Origin of the sequence: Paenibacillus mendelii, from assembly GCF_024498075.1 — a bacterium.
Lineage (GTDB): Bacteria > Bacillota > Bacilli > Paenibacillales > Paenibacillaceae > Paenibacillus_Z > Paenibacillus_Z mendelii.
On the sequence record NZ_JANHOF010000002.1, the window covers coordinates 399,418 to 426,409 of the forward strand.

22 protein-coding genes are annotated in these 26,992 nt (G+C 48.0%); 2 read left to right on the plus strand and 20 right to left on the minus strand.

Features of this window, described 5'->3' with window-relative positions; all coding sequences use genetic code 11:
* Positions 1-156: 156 nt before the first annotated feature.
* From NNL21_RS09110 to NNL21_RS09150, 8 genes are all read right to left on the minus strand, one after another.
* A complete protein-coding gene (locus NNL21_RS09110; RefSeq protein WP_204817453.1) occupies positions 157-4,254 on the minus strand; it encodes a discoidin domain-containing protein in 4,098 nt (1,365 codons plus the stop codon).
* A 210-nt stretch (positions 4,255-4,464) separates the two neighbouring features.
* A complete protein-coding gene (locus tag NNL21_RS09115) occupies positions 4,465-6,771 on the minus strand; it encodes a helix-turn-helix domain-containing protein (protein WP_204817452.1) in 2,307 nt (768 codons plus the stop codon).
* A gap of 61 nt (positions 6,772-6,832) precedes the next feature.
* On the minus strand, positions 6,833-8,461 hold the full coding sequence (locus NNL21_RS09120) for an extracellular solute-binding protein (RefSeq protein WP_204817450.1): 1,629 nt from the start codon (positions 8,459-8,461) through the stop codon (positions 6,833-6,835).
* 39 nt (positions 8,462-8,500) lie between these two features.
* Positions 8,501-9,376 (minus strand): carbohydrate ABC transporter permease, encoded by an 876-nt coding sequence (locus NNL21_RS09125; RefSeq protein WP_204817449.1) that lies wholly within the window; start codon positions 9,374-9,376, stop codon positions 8,501-8,503.
* A gap of 15 nt (positions 9,377-9,391) precedes the next feature.
* Positions 9,392-10,354: an ABC transporter permease gene (locus NNL21_RS09130; RefSeq protein WP_204817448.1), complete on the minus strand. Its 963-nt coding sequence runs from the start codon at positions 10,352-10,354 to the stop codon at positions 9,392-9,394.
* A gap of 323 nt (positions 10,355-10,677) precedes the next feature.
* Positions 10,678-11,280 carry an acyltransferase gene (locus NNL21_RS36205; RefSeq protein WP_305880715.1) on the minus strand — a complete coding sequence of 201 codons (603 nt, stop codon included), beginning with the start codon at positions 11,278-11,280 and terminating at the stop codon, positions 10,678-10,680.
* The gene (locus NNL21_RS09145) at positions 11,277-12,506 is read right to left on the minus strand and encodes a YncE family protein (protein ID WP_204817447.1); all 1,230 of its coding nucleotides are present in this window, start codon (positions 12,504-12,506) and stop codon (positions 11,277-11,279) included. Before NNL21_RS09145 ends, NNL21_RS36205 begins: the two co-directional genes overlap by 4 nt.
* Positions 12,507-12,708: 202 nt before the next feature.
* Positions 12,709-13,920, minus strand: a complete 1,212-nt coding sequence (locus NNL21_RS09150) for a right-handed parallel beta-helix repeat-containing protein (protein ID WP_204817446.1) — start codon at positions 13,918-13,920, stop codon at positions 12,709-12,711.
* 240 nt (positions 13,921-14,160) lie between these two features.
* Between NNL21_RS09150 and NNL21_RS09155 the strand changes: the two genes are divergently transcribed.
* Positions 14,161-14,340: a hypothetical protein gene (locus NNL21_RS09155; RefSeq protein WP_204817445.1), complete on the plus strand. Its 180-nt coding sequence runs from the start codon at positions 14,161-14,163 to the stop codon at positions 14,338-14,340.
* Between the two features lie 153 nt (positions 14,341-14,493).
* On the opposite strand, the gene NNL21_RS09160 is transcribed toward NNL21_RS09155, so the two are convergent.
* The 3 genes from NNL21_RS09160 to NNL21_RS09170 are packed head-to-tail and all read right to left on the minus strand — an operon-like array spanning position 14,494 to position 16,973.
* Positions 14,494-15,042, minus strand: coding sequence for an acyltransferase (locus NNL21_RS09160; protein ID WP_204817444.1), 549 nt, complete (start codon positions 15,040-15,042; stop codon positions 14,494-14,496).
* Positions 15,043-15,085: 43 nt separating this feature from the next.
* Positions 15,086-15,967: a UDP-N-acetylmuramate dehydrogenase gene (gene murB, locus NNL21_RS09165; RefSeq protein ID WP_204817443.1), complete on the minus strand. Its 882-nt coding sequence runs from the start codon at positions 15,965-15,967 to the stop codon at positions 15,086-15,088.
* 58 nt (positions 15,968-16,025) lie between these two features.
* Positions 16,026-16,973, minus strand: coding sequence for a glycosyltransferase family 2 protein (locus NNL21_RS09170; RefSeq protein WP_204817441.1), 948 nt, complete (start codon positions 16,971-16,973; stop codon positions 16,026-16,028).
* Between the two features lie 326 nt (positions 16,974-17,299).
* Here NNL21_RS09170 and NNL21_RS09175 point away from each other — a divergent pair, with 326 nt between their 5' ends.
* Complete coding sequence (locus tag NNL21_RS09175; RefSeq protein WP_204817440.1) at positions 17,300-18,502, plus strand: right-handed parallel beta-helix repeat-containing protein; 1,203 nt, start codon at positions 17,300-17,302, stop codon at positions 18,500-18,502.
* 129 nt (positions 18,503-18,631) lie between these two features.
* Here NNL21_RS09175 and NNL21_RS09180 read toward each other — a convergent pair whose 3' ends face one another.
* The 9 genes from NNL21_RS09180 to NNL21_RS09220 all read right to left on the minus strand — a co-directional run bounded on the left by NNL21_RS09180 (position 18,632) and on the right by NNL21_RS09220 (position 26,984).
* Positions 18,632-18,778, minus strand: coding sequence for a paeninodin family lasso peptide (locus NNL21_RS09180; RefSeq protein WP_204817439.1), 147 nt, complete (start codon positions 18,776-18,778; stop codon positions 18,632-18,634).
* A 30-nt stretch (positions 18,779-18,808) separates the two neighbouring features.
* A complete protein-coding gene (locus tag NNL21_RS09185) occupies positions 18,809-20,590 on the minus strand; it encodes an ABC transporter ATP-binding protein (protein WP_204817438.1) in 1,782 nt (593 codons plus the stop codon).
* Positions 20,591-20,606: 16 nt separating this feature from the next.
* On the minus strand, positions 20,607-21,788 hold the full coding sequence (locus tag NNL21_RS09190; RefSeq protein ID WP_204817437.1) for a nucleotidyltransferase domain-containing protein: 1,182 nt from the start codon (positions 21,786-21,788) through the stop codon (positions 20,607-20,609).
* The gene (locus NNL21_RS09195) at positions 21,785-22,231 is read right to left on the minus strand and encodes a lasso peptide biosynthesis B2 protein (protein ID WP_204817936.1); all 447 of its coding nucleotides are present in this window, start codon (positions 22,229-22,231) and stop codon (positions 21,785-21,787) included. Before NNL21_RS09195 ends, NNL21_RS09190 begins: the two co-directional genes overlap by 4 nt.
* 50 nt (positions 22,232-22,281) lie before the next feature.
* Positions 22,282-22,590, minus strand: coding sequence for a lasso peptide biosynthesis PqqD family chaperone (locus NNL21_RS09200; protein WP_204817436.1), 309 nt, complete (start codon positions 22,588-22,590; stop codon positions 22,282-22,284).
* Positions 22,580-23,530 (minus strand): phosphoenolpyruvate carboxykinase (ATP), encoded by a 951-nt coding sequence (locus tag NNL21_RS09205; protein ID WP_204817435.1) that lies wholly within the window; start codon positions 23,528-23,530, stop codon positions 22,580-22,582. The genes NNL21_RS09200 and NNL21_RS09205 overlap by 11 nt, the downstream gene beginning before the upstream one ends.
* A 114-nt stretch (positions 23,531-23,644) precedes the next feature.
* The gene (locus tag NNL21_RS09210) at positions 23,645-23,782 is read right to left on the minus strand and encodes a paeninodin family lasso peptide (protein ID WP_204817434.1); all 138 of its coding nucleotides are present in this window, start codon (positions 23,780-23,782) and stop codon (positions 23,645-23,647) included.
* Positions 23,783-23,811: 29 nt separating this feature from the next.
* Entirely contained in the window at positions 23,812-25,746 is a 1,935-nt protein-coding gene (locus NNL21_RS09215; RefSeq protein ID WP_204817433.1) for an asparagine synthase-related protein, read from the minus strand.
* Positions 25,743-26,984 (minus strand): sulfotransferase, encoded by a 1,242-nt coding sequence (locus NNL21_RS09220; protein ID WP_204817431.1) that lies wholly within the window; start codon positions 26,982-26,984, stop codon positions 25,743-25,745. The genes NNL21_RS09215 and NNL21_RS09220 overlap by 4 nt, the downstream gene beginning before the upstream one ends.
* Between the last annotated feature and the right edge of the window lie 8 nt (positions 26,985-26,992).

A 26,992-nucleotide genomic window follows, 5' to 3' on the forward strand; every position in this document is an offset into this window, starting at 1 on the left:
CTTCGATCAAGAATCGGATATTTATAAATCCATTCTATGTTTCCGAGCGGGCGGATAACATGCAGGAAACAATTAATTTTTATCTCATTTGCTTGACAGCCGAAAACGAAAAGCGGGAGAAGAGGCCCCTTCAGCACCTCTTCTCCCGTGTTGATTTCAATTTCGCTGCAATTTCGGCTGCTCTACGGGCTGCTGTACAGGCTGTTCTACAGGCTGTTCTACAGGCTGCTCTACGGGCTGCTCTACAGGCTGTTCTACAGGCTGCTCTACGGGCTGTTCCACGGGCTGCTCTACAGGCTGCTCTATGGGCTGCTCTTGAAGTGGCTGCAGCTGCTTAGGTCTTGCAAACACTCTCAGTTCGGCGACGGCCGCAAAATTGACCGGTTTACTGAAACGGATATACCGGAAGGATGAAGACGACGACAAATCGATGGACCAGGTGGCCCGGTAAGGCAATATTTCTTCATTCTGGGCTCCCAGTTCCGTAAAATCGGTGAAGCTGCTTTGAGTAGATCCCTGAACCGAGAACAACTTGCGCGTTGCCGGCTGATCGGAATCCTGGCGGGTGACGACCTCTATCCGCGCAATATCGTAATAGCGGTACGATTCCCCCAAATCGACGGTCAACGATGCGGGTCCGCTTGTCACCCATAGCGTCCCTTCGCTGCCATCGACTGCCTTTTCCGCCGCGTAGGCTGCGCTATACGCCGAAGTTGCCGTCACCGGTTTCTTTCCGGCGAGGTTGACGGTCTCCGGCTTGGTCTGTCCCGCCGGAACGATAAACAGATCCAGCTTCGTCGTAAAGCTGCCGTCGGTGTGCTGGCCGGTAATCATAATCTGGGTATTGCCGCTGCTGATCACTTGAACCGTTCCCAACTGTGGATCCACTGACGCGATGGCCGGATTGAGCGAAACGTATTGCCATACGGTCGTTCCCCCGATCTCGATTCCGTCGTTGTGCATCAGAACGGGCTGGAGCTGCAGCGTCTCTCCGACATTCATGATCGGAGATCCGGTCATGTCAAGTCCGACGTAATACGGCAGCCACTCGCCCGTAAACGTGACGGATGGACCATTTCTGCTGAATCGTCCGCTCTTATCGGCCGCTTCAACCTTGGCCGTTACCGGTATATCGGCAGGCCAGCCGGTAATCGTTGCCGTATTAACGTTCCCAGCCACGACAACGGGCGGAAGTCCGTTCACATATACGGAATACGAAGCGATATTCAAGGATGAATCGAGTGGTGTCCATTCCAGGCGGACTGTACCGGGCTCAGCTTCTTGGGACGCTTGCAAGACGCTCCCTTCCGGCCAGTTCAAGGACAAATCCTCGCCTGTATTGAATTCAGCCCATATCCGCAATTCGGCTACCGCCGCAAATTCGGACGGTTTGACAAACCGAATATACTGGTAGGATTGAACTTGATCTAATGTTAACGTAAACGTAGACCGGTGAGGCAGCGATTCCGCACCTTGTCCGCCAAGTACCGTATGAGTGGCGAAATCTTTATCGTTGGATGCCTGGATTTCGAATCTTCTGCGCGTTGGCGGTTGATCGACATCCTGTCTCGTCACGAATTCGATTCGCTGAATTTTATAGAGATGATACAGATCGGAAAGATTTACGGTAAGCGATGCTGCGCCGGCTGTCGCCCATATCGTTTGATTGCTGCCGTCAAGCGCTTTTTCCGGACCGTAGCTCGAACCGGCGCTTACACCTGTGGCGGTCGACTCTTTCAGCTTTGCGATGTTGACAAATGCGGGTTTTGTCTGACCGGCGGCAAAAACGTAAAGGTTGAGCTTTGCGGTAACCGTGATTTCATTATGCACGGTTGTAATCGTAATGAACGTTTCTCCGGCCTTCACGGCCTGAATCGTTCCCGTTTCGGCATGGACCGAGGCAATGGACGGATCGGCCGATTCATACTGCCAAATTTCCGGTCCATTTGCTACCGGTACATTGTCGCGCGTTTTCAGAAAGGGGTGAAGTTCGGCGGTTTCACCGACACTGAGTATAGTCGAACCGGTAACACTCAAATCGACAAGGAACGGGTTCAGCACCCGGTTCGTGACCGGGAATTGCTCAAGCGGCGCATTCTCGTTTAACGCCGCGTCCTTGACGGCACCCTGCTGCAGTGAAAGCGTTACCGGATTCATATATTCCAGCTTCCCGTTTAGCAGCAGATTGATGATTCGGTTATTGGGTATGGCGTGGTTGAATTCAACCGATGCGATCGATGCGGCCGTTCCGCCCAATATGAACCGTTCCGGCTTCAACGAAGCGCTATTAAGCGCTTCGCTGAAAGTCAGATCAATCCTTGTGCCCGCTTCATCCGATATTGCCTGCAGCAATTCCGGGTTTACGGGATCGTGTTCTTTAACGGGGAACGCAATATCTTTGTATGCTGCGGTCAACCCCGCTTTGGCTTTGATGGCAGCGGAATCCCCGTAATTGTCCGTATACGTGTTGGCTCCATTTACGAATCCATTCACGAATAGCGGGGTAGGAACATTGACGATCACGTTTCGTTCCACCGCGTAGCCCGCAGTACCTTGATCGAGATAGATGCCGACTACAGGGAACCAGTTCTTCGTCGGATCGGTCGGCGGCGCAGCCCAAGGCGAGCGGCCAATATCATGGATGAAGTTTTCGTAAATTTTCGAATTCGGCTGATTGGACAACGTATAGATGGCGCCCCCATCCACGATCTGCTCCATGACATGATGGATTTTATTGTAGCGGATGACGTTGTCCTTAAGCGTCGTCACGAGACGCGTCCAACCCCAGCCGACGGATATCGCGCTGTAAGGGAGATCCATCAGCTCGTTATTCTCCACGATAAGCGCTTCTACATAGCCGCCGAAAATGCCGACGGCGCCGTAATAATCTTGCCCGACCTTTGTAAAAAAGTTATTGGATATGCGCGTCTGTTTGACGATGACCCTCGGATCGAGAGTCGGCATCTCCCTCAGAGCAGCCAACCGGGTTTCCGCGTTCACGCCGTTGGCGGAAATATCTTTGAATACATTGCCGATTATATCGACATTTCTTGTCGCGGAGTAGAGCTCGAGCCCGCTCCCCCCTAGATGCTGGAAGACGTTTCGTTTGAATACGATTTTTTCTGCGGCTTCCACGACAAGTGCCGACGGAATCTTGCCGTCGTCAATTCTCATAATGGGATAGAACGTCGCTTGCGTATTGAAATAACCCTGCTGCGAAGGCAAATTCCATCCGGTATGCTCGAACGACAGTCCGATAAACTGTATATTTTTTGCGGTCTGTTCAAGCGTGCCGGTTACTTTCACCAATGTTTCCAGTACAGGCGCTACTATATAGGCCCTCGTCATATCTTCGCCGTTTCGGGCTCTGTAATAGAGCGTCCCGTTCTCGCGGTCAAGATAATATTCACCGTTCATATCCAAAAATTCCATGGCATTCTCAAAATGATAGGATGCTTTGGGATCGAGCTGCGGCGCCCCCCGGTCAAATACGATATCCCTGCCGGGATTTTGAGGCCGGATGGTCGCTTCATCGCCGCTGACGTTCATGGATTCGATAAGCATATGCTGGTCGGACCAATGCGTCTGGATCACCATTTCGACTTGCTGCGGATTTTGGATATCGGTGACCTCGGGTGCATGGACAATGATATTCCGGTTAGGTTTATCCCATTTCTTCACTCTGAAAAATTCACCGCTGTTCGGCGTTCGTGCACGTACCGCTCTTTGATCGTTCACATACAGCTGACGGATGTCCATATTGCCAACTTGCGTTTTGAACATGCCGCCTCCCGCCGATTCCCAGCCCGTTATTTCCTTGCCTCCGCTGATAATCGGCCGTTCACCCGGATAAGCCTGATAGATAACCTTGTAGCCGTTCTTCCCCGAGTCCTGGTTGTTCAAGAGAAGAGGCTGATCCAAGTAGTACGTTCCGCCATGAACATACACGACGATATCCGCCGTCTGTTTGCCCGCAGCCAGCTTCACTCTTGCTTTATCCCGCGCTTTCTCCAGTGTCCGGAAAGGCGCTGCCTGGGAGCCGTCCCCCGTTTCGTCGGAGCCGTCCGGGGATACGTGAATCGCGCCAGACACGATCTTCTCGGCGCTGGATGCAGCCTGCAGGCTCGTTGGTTCATCGATTGTCTCGGGATCCACAGTGACAGCGTTTACATCGAGTTGAGCTTCGGCACGTAATATTTCCGGTGAAGTCGGTACGCCAAATAGAAAGGTCAGCCCGATCATCATCCACAACATGAATTTTTTCGCTTTTAGCTTTTCCCCACCACAGAACATTTGCAAATCACCCCTCATGATGTCGTTTTCATCGATGTGCTGCTAAGCTTAGTTCTACGATATTGGTTGTATACAAGCTTCTATATTTTATATATTCTCATAATATGGCTTTGATTGTACTGAATACGCTTACATTGGAAATTGGTAAAAAAGGGTTCCTGCGGACGATTCTCATGTTGGTGAACATTCCCTGTAGCGGCCCGGCGTGATCCCTTCGACTTTTTTAAAAATCCGTATAAAATACGTCGGCTGATACCCTACCTTCTCCGCAATCGCATTGATTTTCAGATCGGTAGTGCGCAAGAGTTCTTTCGCCTTCTCCAGCCGAATCGTTGTCAAATATTCGATGAAATTCGTTCCCGTGCATTGTTTGAACGCTTTGCTCAGATTATAGGAAGTCACGCCATACTCATCCGCGCAGGATTCCAGAGAGATCGGAGTATGATAACGCGCATGAATCGCTTCCGTCACCTTACTAACAATTTGCTCCAATAATTTTTCCCTTGTTTGGGAAAGATCCTCGACATACGGTTCAATAATCGTAATGCGCATCCACCTGAGCATCTCATCCGGGTCCTTAATCGCACTCAATTGCTCGTAGAGGTTGCTGCCACTCTGTATTGCCGGCGAGTACAAGCCCGATTTCAGCAATGCGTGCATAATACTGCCGAGCAGCTGCAGCATCCCCTGTTGAAATTGGATCTCCTTCGATTGGCCTTGTTTCAGTTCCTCGACAAAACGCTTAAGCTCCCTAACTGCCTCTTCCTTTAGGCCTATCTTCAGAGACTGAATGATCGCATTTTCAATAGTGAACGGGTAGCTCACTCGAGAGGTTTCTTGGGGAAGCAAATTATCCATATCCAGAATTTGTTCATTCTTGTCTAGATCTCTGAATTGGAGGGCAGTTCTCGCTTCTTCCAACGATTTATATATATTCTGGGCAGCGTACACAAGCTTCCCCACCCCGACTGTAATCCGCATTGTCGTATATCGGCTCAATACCTGAATCAACTCGCCGGAGAAGTGAAACAGATCACTTTTGACTTGTTCTTTCGGACGTTCTGCCGGGTAAGCAAAAAATACTGCCAGAGACAAATCATGAAAATTAATGACTTCCGCATCCTGTTTGCTGCTGTGCAGCATTTCCTGCGTGATATTGGCTGCGGCGAAGGTTGCGAGCTGTTCGTCTCCTTCATTGAAACTCCCTTTGGCGTTGGTTATACTGTCCATCCGAATCAGTATGATGGCGAAAGCTTTATCGCTCGCATTCCAGCCGTGGAACGTCATTTTCTCTCTTAGCTCTGTTTCGGAGAAAAAGTATAAATGACCTTGGATCAATTGAAGCAAGAAACCTGCCCTTAGCAATTGACGGTTTTGCTCCAGTTTTGCTTCCAACTGCTGACTTTCATCGATAAGTTTCCGCCATCTCCCTTCAATAAATTGAAATTCATCGCTTTTATCGTTTGGTGAAGGTATAACGACATTTTCTTTGAATAGGCCTACTAGATGTTTAACGGGTCTGTATATTCGTCTTGAAGCAAACCAGGAAAGGACTATGGCGGCCAACAGGCCGATGAAGCTAAAAGCAAGACCGAGTTTGGTAACGAGAATGACCGGGGATGTTAGTTTGGAGAGTGGTGTGGCGACGACATACTTCCATTCGTTTCGCGACAAAGAACCGACAGTGACGAAATAATTGATTCCTTTACGGTTATAGATAAAGTCGCCAGCCTCAAGACCATAATCGATCGCCTCGCGGCGAATCGCTTCGTCCAGCTCGTTCGTAGTCATGCTCTGGTTTCTGCCGTTTGTTACCCAGCTGCCGTTCTTCTTTACTATATATGCGATGCCTTCTCCGTCCGGATTAAGCGGATACAAGTAATCGTCGATTTTGCTTTTATCCAGATAGAGGATTATCGTGCCTAATGGTGCCCCTCCGGCTCCTTGAATTTTGTGAACAAGCGCCACGTTCACCTTGATTTTGTACTTAAGCGGACTTATTGGTCGATTCCACCACATGAGAGAGGATTTCGCGCCTAGGAGCTGCTGGAATGTTTGGGCGGTCGCCTCATCTTGGATCGTATAGATCCCTTCTTCTTCCGAAATCAATAAGCGGTCTTTCTCCAAATACAACACCGCATTGCCGATAAGCGGATTCGATTCCTTCAGTATCCGTAACGAAACGAGAAGCTCCCGGGTGGTATCGGGCTTTAAGCGTAAATCTCCTTCAAGCAATTCATGATTGAATACCGGATTGAACATCCATTGATTCCCTATCGTCTCAAGCTGGAACAACTGCTCCTCCATGCTTTGATAGATTTGTTGAAGCTGCAGCCGATGATTTCGTTTGACTTCCGCTTCAATCTGTTTGACGCCGATGAAATAATTGCTGACCGCAATGATCGCCATGGGAAGGCATGTAACCGCAAACACAATAATCAAATTTTTGTAAAAAAAACTTAGGTTTATCTTCCTCATGGCGATCAATCCATCCTCTAACCTCTACATATTAGTACCACCAGTATAGCAACAAGTCCGTTTACTTACCCATTTTTTTATTGTAAGCATCATTCAATTCTTCCAAAGATTTGTTCCAGTTCGCATCGGAGAGCAGCTCCGCAACGAAGGCATCCCACTTCTCAAGCGGTTCCGTGCCCAGCATAATTTTCACTTGCAGATCGGTCGTCTTCTTCAAGAAATCGTTTCGGTACTTGGCCCACGTATCGGAATAGAGTCCGTTCGACGGATTGGAGACGCTGACCTTCCCGATCTCGTCGATAATACCTTTGCTTCGGTTGTAATAGTCAGCCGGAACGTTCGGCGCCTTCGCATAGGCGTATTGATCGTAACGGGTGAAAATTTGACCTATTGCCGATGTGGAAACGATATCCTTCTTCGCCTGTTCCGTCTGAACGTAGAAGTCCCCGTCCTTCGTAAAATGGACGTCTTTAAAGCCATACGCTCCAAGTTCATATCCTTCGGCTGATGCGCCATAATCCAGGAACGAAAGAATCTTCTTCATCTTCTCTTCGGGAACGGTTTTCGGAATAACGAATACGCCACTATAGCCGCTTCCTTTTCCAATATACGGAGTGCCGCTCGGTCCGGTTAATGAATCTAACGGAAGCATGTCGCCGCTTGGATTCGTCGTTCTTATCCCTTCCGTCAGTACCCATGCCGCCGATACGGCTTCAAAAGCTATGCCCGCCTTGCCCGTCATGATGGCTTCTCTAGCTTGCGTATTCTTCAATGTGGCGAAATCCGCATGAATGAGCCCTTCCCTATAGGCCTTGCTCAGCCATGCCAGTGCGTCTTTGGTCGATTTATCCGTGACCATATTTATTAATTTGCCGTTCTCATCGATCTTCCAACCGTCACTGGCATTTTGGAATATGTTCACAATATGCGTGAAGCTTCCTAAATTCAAGCCGTCCGAGCCGATACTGCCGACGAGCCCCACCGTATCCTTATTGCCGTTTCCATCAGGATCGTCATTAGTAAAGGCTTTCATGACATTATATAAATCGTCCGTCGTTTTTGGAACCGGCAGTTTCAGCTTATCGAGCCAATCCTTGCGCACGGAGACCATTCCCGCGTCCAGTCCCCTGACCCGGGGTATGGCATAGATCTTCCCGTCCTGATACCGGGTATTATCCCATGCCTCCTTCGGGTAAGCACTAAGGTTCGGGTATTCTTTTATATATGATTCCAGTTCCCAAAAAGCACCTTGAGCGGCCATTGTTCTTACATTCGATGCAAAATTGTCGCTGATCAGGCTCAGGTCGGGCATATCCCCCGAAGCAAGCGTGACATTCACCTTTTCGTTATAGCTGTTAGGAGATACCCATGTGATGTTCAGCTTGGTTCCCGTCCGCTTCTCGATTTCCTTCACGATCACATTGTCCGGCCCCGGCGGTTCTGCTCCATAGAACGTAGTCATAATGCTGATGGGCGTTGGTTCCTCCTGATTGCCGTTCCCCGTATCGGGATCTTTGGTCATGTTGCCCGGCTTGTCGTTGCCCGGGTCGCCCTGCGTATTGCCAGGCGCATTGCCAGGCGCATTGCCCGTGCCGTTGCTGCACGCCCCCAGCAGGGTCGCGGCGGCAAGCGTAATGACAAACAGCACTGCAGATAGCCTTCGAATCGATAGCAAGTTCGATCTCTTCAATTTTCTTCCTCCCTGTATTTCCAGCATTATTGTATCGTCTCATTCCTTTACAGATCCTACCATGACTCCCTTGGCAAAATGTTTCTGCAGGAATGGATATACCATCATGATTGGGATGGTCGCAATGATGACAGCCGCCATTTTGATCGACTGCGGATTTACCATTTGTCCCTCTTCCAGAATATTGCCCCCGCCCGCCGAAGTATTCGAATCGATCAGCATTTGTCTCAATACCAGCTGCAGCGGCCACTTCTTGAAATCGTTGATATATAGCACTGCATTGAAAAACACGTTCCAGTATGCAACGGCAAAGAATAGACCGAACGTCGCCAAAGCCGGCAAAGACAAAGGCAGGATGATACGCCACCATACATGCATATCATTACAGCCATCAATGACAGCGGCTTCCTCTAGACTGGCGGGAATGCTGTCAAAGAAGCTTTTCATCAAAAACACGTTCCAGCCGCTGCTCAAAGCCGGGAGAATAAGCGACCATAAGGAGTTCATTAAACCCAGCTCCCGGATCAGCAAATAGTTGGGAATAATGCCGGGGTGAAACAGAATTGTAATGAGAATCAGCAGCAGAATGATCTTCCGTCCGAGTAAGCGCTTTCTAGACAGCGTATAAGCAAGGGATGAAGTGACGATAAGACCGAGCGTCGTTCCGACAATGGCCAGGAAAGCCGAAATGCCGATGGATCGGATAAATAGCGGCGTCGAGAACAAGTATTCGTAGTTATCCCATGTCAAGCCACGCGGATATAGAATGATCCCTCCCTTCAAGTACTCCCTCGGATCCGTCAACGAAATGCTGAAGACGTAATACAATGGAAACACCATAACCAGACTGAGCAGAATAAGCAGCAGCACATTTACCCGCCCGAATATTTTCTCGGGAATGGAATCTTTGATCATGATTTCTCTCCTTGTTTAGTAAAGACCGTCTTGACCGAACATTTTGGCTAATTTATTCGCACCCATTACCATAATCAAGCCCACGATCGATTTGAATAACCCGACCGAAGCGGTATAGCTGAACTCGCCGTTCAAGACCCCGTTCCGGTATACGTAAGTGTCGAATACGTCGGCTACATTCGAGACAGCGGCACTGCCCATCAGAAACACCTGTTCGAACCCGACATCCATGACATCCCCCAGCTTTAATATGAGCAGCACAAGAATGACATTCCCAATGCCGGGAAGCGTAACATGCCAGATTTGTTTCAATTTGCTGGCGCCGTCCATCTTAGCGGCTTCGTACAGGGTCGGATCGATGCCGGAAATCGCCGCCAGGAAGATAACCGTCCCCCAACCAGCATCTTTCCAAATGTTCTGCAGGGTCAGCATCGGCCAAAACAAGCTGGAGGAAGTCAGAAAAGGGATCTTCTCCATGCCGAAAAGCGACAAAATACTGTTTATCACCCCTTCTGACTGGCCCAACATAATAAAACTGATTCCGGCTATAATGACCCAGGATAGAAAATGGGGAAAATAGATCACGGTCTGAATCAGCCGTTTCAGAACGACTTGCCTGACCTCGTTCATCATAATGGAAAGAATGATCGGCGCAGGAAAGAAAAACAACAGGTTCATAAAGCTGATCGCGAGCGTGTTTCGAAGCAGGATATAAAAGTCCGAGTTGCTGAAGAACCGGGCAAAGTGTTCCAGCCCCACCCAATCGCTGTTCAGGATGCCGACGTATGGCGAATAGTTCTGAAACGCTATGACCAGCCCCCACATTGGAATATATTTAAACAGGAGAAAAAAAAACAATCCGGGCAATGCAAGCAGATATAAATAGCGGTCTCGGAATATAATCTTCATTCTTCTCCTCATGCGTGTCTGGCTCGGGTTTTCATTACCCGGATTCACGGCCGCCAGCACCTTTTTCATATTCGCTGCTCCTCCCGTTCTTTGTCGATTTGACCGTTATCGAATCTCCCTTTGAATAGGGTAAGCTCAATGTACTTGACGGCCGAGCCATAAGTCTAGACGACTTTTTTGCCGTTAAAAACCCTTGCACTCCCGCCGTTCGCATATGCCGTGACACGCATTGCGCAAAAATGTTCACTGCTCCAGTTATACTTTTCTGCGAATCGATTTCCGTGCATAAAAGTATGGTGGACAAGAAAAACTGGCTTTTCTTCCAAATTAGCTGCTTTAAGTCCGTCCGTGCTCACCAAAAAGGCAGCCTCGAAACGAAGCTGTAGGCTTCCCTATCGATCAGCGCCTCCCCTTTTCTTAATCACCTTGGCAGGAATCCCAACGGCAATGCTATAGGGCGGAATATCCTGCGTGACGACAGCCCCATTGCCGATGACCGCTCCTTTGCCAATAGTAACGCCGGCCGTAACGCTGACTCTTCCGGCAATCCACACGTCGTCCTCGATCGTGATCGGAGCGTAGTCGATCCCTTGTTCGATGATCGGCCGTGCCGCATCTTCGAACCGGTGGTTGCCGGCGATAATAATCGCATGGGATGCGATGCGGACATCATTGCCGATCGTGATTAGTCCGCTTGTATCCTGGTTCGTTCCGAATCCGACGATGTTGGAATACGCTTGTATGGAACAGCGCCTTCCGATCCTCACATTTCCTTGAAGCAGCACACCCACGGCAACCATCGAATGCTGCCCGATTTCGATCGATCCGTCCCGCGGGCAAATTTTGGCTTCCGGGCTGATCAGACACGTCGGATGAATCTTAGACCGCGGATGCCTGGTCGCGAGCCAATAGCCAAATTTGCAGCTCATCCGTCTTCCCCACGTATGGTTATCCGGCATACTGAATGCACCGTCCAAGAGGGTCCATAAGCTCATCCCAATGCTCCTTCCACGTCGATTTCGTATAGAACGGCATGCCGATCAGGGAGTGTATTGACAAGCAGCTTCTTGCCGTCACGTGAGAAAACCGGATGATGACAGATGCGGAAGGGGTTTCTGCCGCTTATTTCTTCAGCTCCGTATACGCGAGGCAGAAGAAACCGCCCGGCAATCCGGTCTGTTCGAAGATCGATAAGCAGCACCTCTCCGGGGTCCCCCCCCGTATCGGTTGCAAGCAAATGCTCATCCGTTGGCGAAATGCTCGGATGACCTCCGCTTTGATGGGCACTTATCTTCTTGTAACCGCTCCCATCAAAGCGTACTTGGGCCAGACATAAACGCGACGTATCATCCGGATCCGGACCGTAACCGATCAAATGTTCGCCGTCCGGATGCCAGGACCAATGCACGCCCGGTCGCCCATAGCTTAAATCAACGGCCAGATGAAGCTCCTTCAGCTCTTTATCGGCAGTGAAGATATAGGCTAATCGAGGTTCGCCTCTGGTCTTGTCTACGCAGTGATTGCCAAAATAGAACAGCAAGCGGCTGCCGTCCGCATTCCACCTTACGCAATAACTCATTAACGTCAAGCCTTCGTCTGCACCGAGCCTTTGTTTGACTTCCAAATCGCTTTGCAGCAGATGATCCCGCTCCGGATGACGCCGCAAAATGTCCGCGGTGCTTAAGACAAGCTCGCTGCAGCCGTCATGAAACGAATACATGAAGATCCCGTGGTTGTCTCGCTGTCGGAATTGGACCGGAGACAGCTCCGGCTGGTACTTATCATAACCGTAACCGGCCGCGTAAAGCATCCCCATCAGACCGGATAGAATAGGCTCGCCGAACGGGGGTGCCCCTTCCATATCGCCTGCCAGCGATTGCTCCTCTCCCGAATGCAAATCGCGTCTGACGATCAGCGGCTTGCGCAGAGTGCCGCCTTGGTAATAAACATATCTTGCATCGGGGCTCCAGGTCTGCCACAATCCCGTATGAAAGAAAGCAGAATGAAGCTTGGTTCGCCCAAAACGATCAAGCACTGCTCCATCCGGGGACAAAATAATAATCTCTCCAATATCTCTGTCCAAATCCCCTCCCGCGAGCAATATCCGTCCGGATCCGTCCGGTGCATAGGGACATAAGGTGTAGTAACTGTGAACACACCATCTGTCTTCCACCGGGATGGAGCGAATGGCAGGATGAATCGATGGTTCGAATGGGCTCATGACCGACGCCTCCCGTGAGTAACTTATTGTTTCATCATAATATTCCCATACACCGTAATGCCTTGCCATTCATGAAATGACCAACTTTTGCACAAAACGATTATTCAAGTCGAGCCCCGTCAACCAATTTGCATTCGGCTCCGGAAACAAAAAAAAGATGCCCTTTCCGCCGAAACGGAAAAGGCATTGAAACAAGGCATAACTACTCTTTCTTCGGTACGAACACGTTATCGATAAATTTGATTCCGTTCAAATCTATATTTCGGTTCAACTTTACACCTCCCTTGAGCAGCAATCCATCCTGGTCGATTGTATTCTCTTGGACAATATGACCTTTGCCCACCGTAATCAAAATGCCGGCAACACTGGATTGCATTTTTTTCTGATTGGTAGCCGTATTGCGATAGAGACGGATTTTTTCACTTGTCTCCTGCATATTACCTCCTCCGTCTCCTGGGCGTATCGCAATGTTGTATTGATTGTTGAAGGCAATGTTCCCTTCGATCAGACAGGAATTCGTACCATTTTTAATATCGATGCCGTAGTAAAACCCTTTTACCGTATTGTTCTTGATGACACTATCCCGCTCCTTCTCGAGCGTTATCCCTTGATGATGGGTAACGGCTGACCGATTTTCCACGATCGTGTTGTTTATCACCGTGTTGTTGCGTCCCCCGCCGTAAAGAGACAGATGACCGTCCCCCGAATTTCGGATCGTGTTGCCCTCGATGATGGAATACTTCGATATAAAGTTGATAATTCCGGATCCCCTGTTGCTCTCGGCCGTTACATTGCGAACGATAGACTTCTCCGAATGGGTTAGGTTGATCCCTTGAGACAAATTGGCTAGGTGCATGTCTTCGATTGTTACGTGCTTGCTCTCTTGCACCAGTATGCCGACCCTCGACGTTAATATTCCGTCGGTTGGCCTCACATCGCCTTTAATAGAGCCTCCCTGTAAGAGAACGTCCGATGTCCGGTAAATCCAGAACACGCCATGGTTGTTTTTCGTCTTCGTTTTGAATTCGGCGCCCTCCATGATGACGGTCATAGGCTTCGTGATCTTGAAAGCGAATTGGCTTGCGCCATAACCGGTCACCGCTTTGCTCGAAGAAGCGGCGCTTATATAATAGCTTCCTTTAGGGATGACAACCGTCCCGCCCGGCACCACTTTGTCGATCGCCCTCTGAATGGCAGCCGTATCGTCGGTGACGCCATCGCCTTTGGCCTTGCTGTCTTCCACAACATTGATCAGCTTATTGGCCTCAAAGTACTTGGACAGGACTCCCACTTGGGGCACTCCTACCATAATGCTGGCCACCGCAGCCCACGATAGAAGCATGACCCATATCTTTCTTCGCGATCCCTTCGGTATTGGACGTGATACCAACCTCATGCCCTGCTTCGTATGCATATTCGTCTCCTCCAATTTTCGGCAAAGATGAAAGAAAACTGTTTGATTGCATTTTGTATCCATGTAATAAATTTATTAAATCATCTCAATAAGTTCAAGAGCACGCTGTACTATATAAGACTAGTCATTTCGTCTAATTTATCGACGTCGTGACGAAAAAAAGGCAAAGGCATGTCTCTTTGGAAGAAACATGCCTCGGAACAAGGTTACTTCGTATTTACCAGATGGTCTGTATCATAGATGATAACCTCTGCTTCCGATCGTTCCAACGGTTACATACCGGTAAGGACTCGGATTTTCAAGTATCGTAATCGTCTTGGACGTCTCGCCCGGGTTAAAGGTCAAGATGCCTTCGGAGGCATTGGCATCGAGATCGATTCCCGGATCGGCGGTCCTATGACGGAGTATTCCGTTCCATAATCCACAGAGGCGGTTCCTGTATCGCTAGCGCGCTTTACCGTCAACGTGACGGATCACCCGCCTCGTTCACCCCGTAATAAGAGGGTCTCGAAGGTGAACCGTTCATGTTTCACCCTCTCCTTATTATGGTTTTATAGATGCGACAGCAGACTGTCAGCCTTGTACAGGTTCAAGCAGATGCGATCCGCTTTGCGGATTAACGACAGGTTGGGGTCTTTCTTTTCTTTCTTCGAGAAGCAGTTCGCTATTATTTTTCACGACCGTATTGCTTGGAATCGATTTATAGATGAGACAATTGGCTCCAATAACGACATTATCCCCTATTGTCACATTATTAAGAATGGTTACATTACTCCCCACCCAACAGTTGTTTCCGATTTTGATTGAACCGATTTTAAACCCTTGATCTTTGAATTTAACGAGCGGATCACTGAATCGATGATTGTGATCATATAACTTCACATTCTCTCCGAACATGCAGTCACTACCGATTTCGATCTTTCCTATACAAGAAAGGGAACAATTATAATTGAAGAAACAGCCGTCCCCGATGACGATTTTTCCTTCCCCCTCGAAAACAACCTTAAACCCTTTAAGAAATGAAAGGCCTTTTCCCATTGTAATCCGGTTACTGTATAGGATCTTCAACTGGACTTTTCTAACCGTGATGTAGAGCTTCTTATAGATTCTAAGAGCAAGCATTCTATTCCCAACTCCTCCTTCTCGAACTATGCGTCACCCCCGATTATACGTAAATAACTTCTTGCTCCATGTCGATTCCGAGCCGCTCCGCAACCGTATCTTTCATAAGGCTTATTATACTTTTCACATCCCGTGACGTAGCGTTGCCCAAATTTATGATCCAGTTCCCATGAACAGGGCTGATTTCAACGTTGCCGATCCGATATCCCTTTAGCCCGACTGCTTCGATGCATTTACCCGGATGCGGGCCGCTTGCAGGACTCTTGAACGTACTCCCCACGGTCTTTACGTTCATCGGGAACTTACTTTTCCTCACAGTTGCGATTTTTTTGGTGGCGAGCATCAGCTCGCTTCTGTCCTCAGCGTATTCAACATGGAATTGGGCGCTCAAGATAATGGCGTTCGTTCCCGTAAATCCGCTGGAACGGAACGATAGCCCGCATTCTTCCGCCGATTTCGTTAGGAGATTGCCTTCTTCATCCAGGTAGGTAACGGAATGCAGCACATCCGACATCTCTCGGCCGGCGCTTCCCGCATTCATGATTACGGCTCCGCCGACAGTGCCGGGGATGCTGACCATAAATTCAAACCCCTTTTTGCCCTCGCTCGCCATCTTTAAGGCGATTTTTGGCAGCGATACGCCCGCTTCCGCATAGAGGTAATTCTGCTCAAGCCGCATTTCGCCCAGACGTTTGCCGATATGAAGCACAATCCCGTCGAAACCGTCATCGTCGACGATTATGTTCGACCCGTTGCCGATTATTAATAATTTCATGCCGCGATCTCGGCTGATCCTCGTAACCGTCTGAAGATCTTCAATGCTTTGAGGAATGATGTAATATTTGCAAGCACCGCCTACGGCCATTGTTGTAATCGACTTTATAGAGAAATTCTCTTCCACTCTGCATGCCAATTGTTGAAACATACCTATCACCCGCTTATATGATTTTTTTATTATGGAAGCACCAATCGCGCCCCATCCGTCATTCTCTTCTTAAAGATCCGCTCAACCTTACACCTCTCCTTGCTTTCAGATGATGAATGAATTTTATCGGCACGAGCGCAAGCAGAGCGTATTTTGCTTTAAGCAGGCCGCTTGTCCGGCTGTTGGCGATTTTCCGCAAGGCGCCCATCTTGTCTCCCAGCAAAATGTAGGTTTGAATTTCGGATATATCTTGTGCTATTAACACCTCTCTTTGATCTGATAGATCTAGCGTTCTAATATGGCTGGATATGACCTCTCGGGTACTATAGAGCATCTTCATGCTTCGACCGCCGCTTGTATTATGTTCGCCGTAAAAACGTCTGATATAGGCAGGTGATTCGCAGTATGAGGCCTCGTAATGATCGGCTATTCGCAGCCAGTAGTCATAATCTTCCGCCAGCCTTATCTTGGTATTGAACAACCCGACGCGAGTGACGGCCTCCCTCTTGATCACGACCGTTGAAGTTCCGATAAAGTTCAAGAGAAGCAGTTCTTTCTTTATTCGACCTTTATAAAAACGTTTGATGACGGGGTATTCGTCATACTCGTTATTCTTCTGATAGACCCGGTTAATATACTGTCCGTAAACGAGACCCACTTGGCTGTTCCGTTGAAACTCGATCACCTGATGTTTAAGCTTGTCTTGGAGCCACAGGTCGTCGGAATCCAGAAAAGCGATAACATCGCCGGTTGCGCGAAGCATCCCCGTGTTTCTTGCAGCTGACGGACCGCCGTTCTGTTGTTTGATGTAGATGAGGGTGTCAAGCCGGTGCTCCGTCCGATAAGCCTCGATGACTTGTTCCGTCCGGTCCATGGAGCCGTCATCGACCACTATGACTTCATAGATCTGATAACAGGGATCGGGAGCTTGATTATAGACGCTTTGAATCGCCTCAATAACCAGGCTCTCGTTGTTATAGCTCGGTATTACGACTGAGACTTTCATGGGACACCTGCCTAACGTTTAATTTATCCGTAAAATCATCGATTTATAGTACGACGTATATGATACAATTAGTATCATATCATCTAAGATTATATGTTACATTTTGTATCTAGTCAATCCGGTCTCTATCGCGTTCGAGGTGATTCATTACTTTGACAAGTATATTTATCTGATATTTCGATTTTACAAAGATATACATCTATTGTATCTTTTATGTGTTGTTATATTATTCATAAAAGTAATGGATATTTTATGAATTGGGAGGTGAAATTGAATTGTTTATGGATTTTTTAACAAAATCTCTATAAAAGTTGGAGGATACTATCTTGAATACGAATTGTTTTAGTAATCAACGAGCGCTGTTGGACGTGAACAGCAAAATAAAAATACATACTTTTTTTACACGGGCGCTTGAGGTTGTCTGTTTTACCCTTCTCGCTTTCACCATCAGTTTCGAGGCAAGCAAGTTTCATTCTGATAACTATCCTGCCATCGCTTCTGCGAACGGCCAAGAATTATCCCCGGTTTTTTCCGTCGATGACGACACCTCGGCCATTCAAAGCATGATCGACCGAACGCCATACGGAGGCAAGCTCGTGATCCCGCCCGGCGTTTATAACCTGAATAAAAATCAGGAACTTGCCGTCAATATCGATTATGGAAGAAGTTATTCCGCCTTGAAGATCACCAAACCCATTACCATCATAATGGACGGCGTTACGTTCAAGACGAAGACGCAGAACAATCACGGCATTTTCTGGATTTATAAAGCGTCCAACGTCCATCTGAAAGGCGGGTCCTTGTTGGGCGACTCGATGCCGACGGAAGGGCTGCTATCGTCCAGGGTAGCCGTTCTCGTACAGGAGAGCACGGGCTGCACAATCGAGAATATGAAGATGAACAATTTCTCGCAAGGCATCAATCTTTTCAAAACCAAAAAATGCACCGTCAAAAAGGTCACGACCGAAAACAACAAAGGCTCAGGCATCATCAGCATCCGATCCAAATATTCAACCATCGATTCCTCCATCATCCGCAATTCCGGCGACGGCCATCTGTCCCTGTACGGTGGCGGGCGGCACAATATTGTTTCAAACAATATCGTTTCCGAAGATCGGCCGAATAAGAAATTTCAACAGGGCATCACGCTGGAGCTTGAGAGATACAGTACCGTGATCAATAATACCGTAAGCGGATTCTACTACGGCATCGATGTTAAAAACGGTTCTATGCTTTGCAATATTACGCGGAATACGGTGACGAACAATCTGTTCAATATTGCCGTCCGTGCCGGAGATACCAACAGCAAGCAGCTCCCCAGCAATAACATCATTATCTTGAACAACAACGTTCTTAACCCGCGCAAGGTGCATCCAAATGCAGGCATCTATGTTGCATCAGCCAGCGGCATAGGACATATTATACAAGGCAATCATGTCAATCAAGGCGATCTCATTTATGGCAGCCTGGTCATCGAAAAAAATTTAATCAGTAGATATGTCAGCTTCTCGGGAAATTTATATAAGTGAGGAGAATAAGAAAGAGATCGCGAGGTTTCGAACTGCACGCGATCTCTTTCTTATTGTTTACGCACGAAAAAATGCCCCTATACCAGAAGTATAGGGGCATTGTGACTTGCAGCTAGTTAAAGTATGGAATTACGAGATCGGCGGTTCATTGGTAACGTCAAGGTCGCTAGGACTAACAAAATCCACGTACTTAAAGCCTTTTCCCTCCATGGTCATGCTAACTTCGAGAGTTTCCAACGTCGGTTGTGACCAAATATTCTTCACTTGTTGTCTCATAATATCACCTCCTTTCAAGGTCATTGCGGCTTATCTCTTTGCTTCCGTCTGATAAGCCAGCAGCTGGCCGAACGTTCCTTTCGCTTCTCTCGCAAGCTGCTGATACTTCCCTTGCTGGATGACTTCGCCTTTCTCCATGACGATGACCTGATCCGCATTTCGAATAGTAGATAAACGATGCGCAATGACAATGATCGTCATACTCCCTTTCAGACGTTCCATAGCCTCCCGAATGATCGCCTCGTTCTCGTTATCCAACGCGCTCGTTGCTTCATCCAGTACAAGGATCGACGGTTTGCGAAGCATGGCCCGGGCCAGCACAAGGCGCTGCCGTTCACCTCCCGATAGTCTGACGCCGCGATCCCCGATGATCGTATCAAGACCCTGAGGAAGACTTCGGACGAACTCGCTTGATGCCGAGAACTCTAACGCAGCCCATATCTGCTCCTCGCCTGCGTTCGGTTCGACCAGCAGCAAATTCTCTCTTATGCTGGAATGAAATAGGAACGGGTCCTGCGATACGTAGCTGACCGAGCTCCGCAGAGCATGCAGGTCGCCTTCGTTCAAGGGCACGCCGTCGATGACGACCTCGCCCTTCTCGGGTTTGATCAGCCCGATTAATATATCGATGAGCGTACTCTTGCCCGCGCCCGACTTGCCGACAATAGCCGTCATCCTATTGGCCGGGATGTAAATATTAACGTTGCGCAGTGCATAAGCGGAATCATGTGGGCCATAACGGAATTGAATATTCCTGCACGCCATTCCTTCATGAATGACATATGGCTCCCGATGTCCGGCTACGTGCTCCTTGGCTGCCGAACATTCCTGCTGTAAGTCCAATAAACTTTTGAAGGCCGGAATCGTCGATGCGATCTGCTCCAGACTATTCTGAATATCGGTAAGCCTAGGCCATAGACGGGAGAAGATGACCACGATCAGCATGAGTTGTTCGGTCCGTACCTTGAATACTTCGATAGATAAATAAACAAAGAGCACGATAAGAATGACCAGAGCCGTTCGATAAATGAATTGCGTGGTCGATTGCAGTCTCGTAAGCTGAACCAGATTGTGCTCCATTCGGTAACATAGGGATCGGAACCACGACAGATGGACGTCCTCTAGCCGATTAGTCTTAATGTCCTTGATTCCGTTGAAATGCTCGGTGACCCCGGTAAAATAACTTTGCGACAACTCCGTCGTGATGTCTCCAATCGTCTTCGCATTCCGTATAAACCTGCGCGAGAAGATCAAAAGCAGAACGCCGCTAATCAGCACCAGAGCGGTAAGCTGCGACGATATCCAAAAGGCAAAAGCGATCTGGATGGCGGTAAATAGGACGGAGGTCACCAACCGCAATGCCAGATGCGTGCCTTGGCTGACCCTCGCTAACTCAGAAGTCAATATATGATTGAAATCAGACTTTCTCTTCCGAAGGAAGAAGGACCAATTGGCCTGAAGCAAAGCCTGATACGTTTCCATTCTCAAGAAGCGAATAAATCCTTGTTGAATTTTTATATTCAAAATGGCCTGGTTTCTCTGCAGCAGCGCTTGCCCGATTATCAGAACTCCGTAAATGATCAAAATGACTGCCAGATTCAATTTTCCTTGAAGTCCTTCGAACAGCCCGGAAATCATCGGAATGCTATCCACATTCATGTTGAACATTCCGATCAGACTCAACATCGGAATCAGCAAGTAGATGCTCATGCTTTCAAAGAAACTGATAATGACCATTCCGAAGAGGTTGATATACAACCATTTTCCCGCATTGTTATGGAGTCGTTTGATATAAAAGACGATATGCGCCACATAATCCTCTCCATCCCTATGATGGTGTTTGATGCCTCAATCGCCGCCAAACCCATAAGAATGGCCGCAATGGAAAGTAAAGAAGATGAAGCTGTTTCGGCAAAGGCAAGGTTTCAAGATCTCTATTATTCGGATACAGCAGACTTACGATCAGATACCACTTTTGCGGCGTTGATCGCAAAGAAAACAAATATTTTCTATAATAAATATCAAGCTCTTTCGGGACAGGGGATAGCGTAATCATATCTTTCATAAATACGATGGCCCCTTGCGCCAGCCGGTAAGGATGCAAGCCGGCAATCAACGGTTTCATTTCCGTCACGATCGGTGTGTGGAAAAACTGAGCAGCCAGTATGAGTGCCTGTCCTCCCATTTGAGAGGAATCATGTTTGTTCATAAGCTTGATGATGCTTGCCCAATTCAATGATTTCCGCGCCATGCGGTCGATATCGGCAAGCCATCTAAGACGAAACCAGGCATGTCTCGCTCCATGAGAAACAAGGAAAAAAAACAGATCTTCATTTCCAAGCGTATAGATAGGATATTTCGCCAATTTACTGACGCTTCTACGTTCCCACAGCTCATTAAAGGAAGGTTCTTTGCCCTTGTCAGGATTTAGTCTCCAATGAAGCTCGATTTGAACCCTGTTAATCGGGTGAGAGTAGGAGATATGATGGACTCTCCACTTCCAATCGCTCAGGACGCGGACTTCCTCGCTATCCGCGACAAATCCGGACTGAAGCAGCAGCTGTTCGGCCTTCTCGACATCATCATGCGAAACGAGAATGTCCAAATCTTTGCACGTACGGAGCGAAAGGTCGCCATAAAGTGTTTCCGATAATACCGGTCCTTTCAGCATGAGCGTGCGTATGCAATGCTCATCGAACAAGCTGCATATTTTTTTCATTTCAGCGGTAAGACGCAGCATTTGTAACGTGTTCCTGTTGTATTCGTGATGAAAAGCTTGCATGACTTCGGCAGGTATCCGCTCGTCATCCATCTTCTTTGCATGGAGGTAGACGGTAGGGTAGACACGATGATGTTTGGCCAATTGAACGAAATGATTCCAATCGATGGCTTCCGGCTGATTGGCGCTATGCTCCGGCATAACAGAATCGGAACAAATGCCAGCGAACGAAAGCAGAAGCAAAAACTCTTTTGATAACGGGTTCAAATCGAGCGTGTGCGTCTTATTCATTCCAAAATGCTCCTTTGACTCTCATTACTGTGCATGGACTTGCCGAAAGTAGCGACGACGGTATATTGATTCATTACATCCGCACCGGTCAAATACAATTTCCCGCTTCTTAACCAAGCATGCGCGGTCATTTTCCCCGATTCATTCTTGGATGTGCCTAGATACAACGTGCTTTCAATCTTACGCCTTTCAAGCATTTTCATCCCGGCAATAGCCATGACAAGACATTTGCTTTCCCACCAAGTATGACGGCTGACAATATGAATCGCGCGTGATATCTGGATCATCACCTCTTCGTTGCCCTTGTCGCGTTGATAAGTGGTTTCCTCCATCCGGTTGCCCAGAGAAGGCGCCACTCTGGAGAACGGCAGCGCTTTAAGTATGCGAGCCCAGCCCAAGTAGAGGAAGGCTTCCAGAATCAATCGTCGCATAATCGGACGCATGGAAAAAAACCGTTTCAATATTTTCCACAAAGTGAATACGTCCTTTCTTTTTACAGATTGACACTTGCTTCTTCCTTCACGACGATCAACTGTTCCTTTAACAGTTTGTTGAGGAAAATGATAACTTGCTCCTCGCAAACCGTTTGATTGACATCGAATTCCAAAGTAAGAACTTCAACAAGCCGCCCGACCGTTGTCGGCGTCTCGATAATATCCCAAATCCGTCCGCCGATCGCACCCAGGTTGTAATACTTACCAGTCTGGATGCTCATCATGACCTTATCTTGATCCATGTTGCTTACAAGGGTATCTTCCGTTTGGCCGATGATATGGCCAGTCGTGATTAGTTCATCTTTCATTGGTGCACTCCTCCTTATGGCTTACAAGCTGAAGTATTTGAGACGCTAAATAATGAGCGGTAAATCCGACGGTCGGCCTGCGTAGTTGGAACATATCTACATGCCGGGCGATGCTTGCCGATGTTGCGAAATGCCATTGCTCCAAATGGAGAAGCGAAATGAAATGATTGCGATAGGTATGATACAGCAGCATAGGGAAACGCTTAAGCTTCTCGACGGGCTCAATTTCCCAATGATCGTCTTCTGTTTTCACAAGCTCAAACACACCGCCAAGAGGTACAGGTTCCGTATAAAACTTAGCGACCACTGGTATGGCATACTTCTTGGAATCTCTCTCGTAAAGCGGTACATAACCGCTCGATTCCATCCCTAATTGATCGATGCTCTCTTGCCATAATTTTTGCTGCGGGTAAGCCGGCACAACGGAAGGTACTCCTTCGTCCGAAAGAGTGACGGCGATAACGTCATCACTTAGCAAAGAGTATCCTTTACTAAGAAAAGCAGCCGCAAGCGTCGATTTCCCTGCTCCTGAATCGCCTATGAACGCGTAAGCCTTGCCTTCGATTACGACAGCGCTCCCATGCAGAGGGAATGTCTTCCTCTGGAATAGCAGCACTCCCATACAGGTGCCAAGCAAATAGAGACGAATTTTTTTCTCATCCGCTCCCGCTATAGGAGAGACTATAACTTTCCGGCCATCCTGAATGCTGAATATCGCCGTGTCTGGAATGTAAAACAGCACTTGATCGTCTAGGACCGCATAGAAACTATGATAAATAGTCCGTTCTTCGTTCCACACCCTCGATAAATCTCCGATTGCCACTTCCACATCAATTTCTTCCGTTAGCTCTACGGAACGAGTCAGTTCGGGAAGCGCAATTTCACTGGTTAATCGCATACCGAAGGCTGAATAGACCGTCTTCTCGGATGTTAGGACCATGATCATCATCACCCTCATAGGTTGAATGTTGTCAATTGCTTGTAAGCGGTTAGTTTGATTGCAGGCCCTTAAACAACAGATGCATTGTATAAGGGCCGCAGATTACTTCAATACTTAGGAAGGATCATAAATATCGTGATCGGATGGGCTAATGATGTCAACTACTTTCGTGCCTTTTCCCTCCATCGTCATGCTAACCTCAAGTACCTCCAGTTCTGGCTGCTCCCATGTTCTTTTAACTCGATTTTCCATAGTATCACCTCCTTTCATACAGTCGGCTTCTAATGTCTGCTGAGAAACCTATATACGATTATGCTTCGCATAAGAAGTCTAATTTCCGGATCGAATGCTTCTTGCGGTCTGGGAGAATCCCCGACTTTCGCAAGAGCATCCCTGATAGCAGCCACATTCAAATATTCTGCTCCGAGCGAACTTCCGCAAAGCTGCAGAACCTCTTCTTTGAAAGGCTTCCATAGAGGGACCATTCGATGAACCCAGTCCGCCCCTTGAACACCGCGTATTCGTTGGTTTAAGCGAACCTTGTCCGGCAGATGATTCTTGGTCGCTCTCCTAATAAGCGCGCGATCCATACCATGTTTCACATACTGTTCGATAGGGACGGACAAACAAAATCGGACCACTCTCGGGTCACAGGTCGGATCTCTCTCCCATATCGAGTATTTCAACGATAGCTTGGTCCCTTTCGTCCCTCTCAAATTCGCGATCATCAAATTCTGAAGGTGGTTGTGCCTCGCTTCGATATAATCTCTCCTCAGAAAACCGCTTAACGCTTCATCATGCTCTTGCAATTTCTCGAATATTTTCGTTTTCCGGGCAAAGTCCGGCGAAATCATACGAGGGAGTTCGGACTCGCCTCTGACTAGCGACTGCTCGGAGGTAAAAGACATCGCTTGCTTACCAATAATACGCATTAAGTAAGATCGCCTAATACCTCTTCGTTCGCTGAACATTCGCAGTTCCCGGTAGAATTGAAGCCACTTCAAACGTTTGAGCAGCATGGCATAATATTGAATGGCTGGTCCCCATGATATCGTTTGGTTACCTCTCGCACCAGTTAACATGACGCCGACACCTTGCTGAGCAGCTGTCTCGTAAATGCCTCTGATCCAGAATGTATTCTCAAAATACTTATACGGCATTTCGAGGAGTTCTAGCCAGTCATCCACTTCCGATATCGGGCTTCTGCCCTGAAAGTCCAAATAGCTGCTCTCAATATTGCCCACATGTTGAACGGTCGCCTGGATATATTCCCTCTCGTCCGCGACTCTGCCCCGATCCGTCCAATCTTTGAAATCGGATACGGGCACATAGCTGAACGTATGTAACTTTTTTCCCTTGTCGCCAAGCGCTCCTGCGGCGAAGCTGGCTATCGTCCCTGAGTCCAGGCCTCCGCTTAATTTTGCCCCGACATTTCGGTAAGATCGGATACTCGAATGGATGGCTGTCTGGAATACATCTCGAAACGCCTCTTCATATTCGCTATCCGACTTCAAGTCAAGCTGCCCCGCGGGCACCACCCTTCCATAATGGGACAATGCAACCTTTCCATTCATGACCGTGATCGTATGAGCCGGAGGAACTTGATTGATTTCCTTATAGAGTGTCGATGAAGTATCAGTTGTTTCTACCATGACCGGAATGGACAGAAATTCAGCGAGCCACATCTGATTCAACTCTTTCTTTACTGCGGGCAGAGCAAGCAAAGGAGCAATTGTCGTGCAGAACGCGACCCGCTCGCGGTTGTAATGATAGTAAAGAGTTCGATTTCCGAACAAGTCTCTTGCGCCGAATAGAAGCCGCTTGACCTCATCCCAGATGATGAAGGTAAAATCACCGATCAAATATCTAGGAGCTTCCGTTCCCCATTTGCGGTATGCATGTAGAATAAGATCGCTGTCCGTTAATCGTTCCTCATGGATGCTCTCGATCCCAAGCATGCTGATAAGCTCATTGCGATTGTCCAGAATAGCGTCCGCTGTTATCGCGAGTTTCCTCTCGGCATCATAGTAAGGCAGTTTCTCTCGAACCGATTCCGGGGTTACCCACTGGGCATGGCATCCAAAGGAAACCGCTCCATCTTGCCATATGCGTTTATCATCCGCAGGATAATGCTGCAACGACTGCATGAGTGTATGGATCTCATCCGTGATCGCATTGTCATGGTTGAAAGAGACAATGCCTGCGATCGCGCTCATCTTTTCCTCCCGCCAGTCAGATAGGTAGAAGCCCACTCCGACAAACGATTTCCGAACGGAATCATGGCTTTAACGCGTTTGATTTTTTCCTTTGTCGCTTCCAGTTGAGACCGTAAGCGTCTTTGTTCGAGGTAGCTTTTTTCCAATCGTTTCTCTAATGAACGCAATGTAATTTGCGCTTGCAGCAACTGGGAATCAACCGCTTGGTGATCTTCAGGCAAATCCGGCTGAATCATACTTCCTCCAAAATCAATGTAATCGGATCTTAACTGATAGCGGTCGATCCATCTGCATCCGGATGCGTCCGCCAACTGCTTCGTACGCAGCGAAATGAGCTCCATATCCGGTTCCATTTCAAACTTGGCGCCGGTTAACTTTTCCGCTTCCTTCAATTGCTCGCCATAACCCAAGTCAACGAAAATCTTCGCTCCAAGAGCGCGGCAATACATTTCGATTTCTTGTTTGTCCAAGACTTCCTTCCAGCTGTCTATGGATTGCAGATGCGGCTCTTTGTGATGAACGATAAACGGGTCGCCTACACCCATACTGTAATATAAGCCCGATTTGGACGAATCTGCGAAATCTCCGTATTTCTCCAAACCTTCTTCATAAGTCAGACCCAGGAAACCACAAAGCTTTTCAAGCTCCTCCTGGGGTTTGCGAACCATTTGCTCATAATACAGCCGGTAAGCATACGTGCTTTCTCCCGAGAAATAATGGTAGTAGCGAAACAATCCAACGGTAATATCCGTCATCTTAATATTAAAATCCGGGTGCATCAGATCTTCTATTAGATTAAACCGATCTCTAACATGCTTGTTCACTTTCTTATACGATGAGATAACGGCTAACGGATTTCGTATTAGCCAAATTCTCTTCGAGTGCGGAAACAACGAGTCAATAAATTCCAGGTTATAATAATACCGGGGTGATTTATCAACCAGCATTTCCGCTCCGCTGCTTTGCATCAATCCATTGTATACTTGAAGCGAGAAGGCTTTGCTTGCTTGCTCGAACGTTTCTTTCGGGAGCATCCCGTTATAGAATTGTTTAATGATTCCATTGCCGCCGTATGGACGATGCACGGCTAATTGTAAATCATATAATCCCATCAAATACCACATCTCTTGGGTTGCGAATACTTTACTGTGGTTTTGCAGCATGACGGTTGCAAGCGAGCTTCCGCTCCGGGGAGTACAAAGTAAAAATATGAGATTATTACCGCGATTATCGATCAAGGTGATCC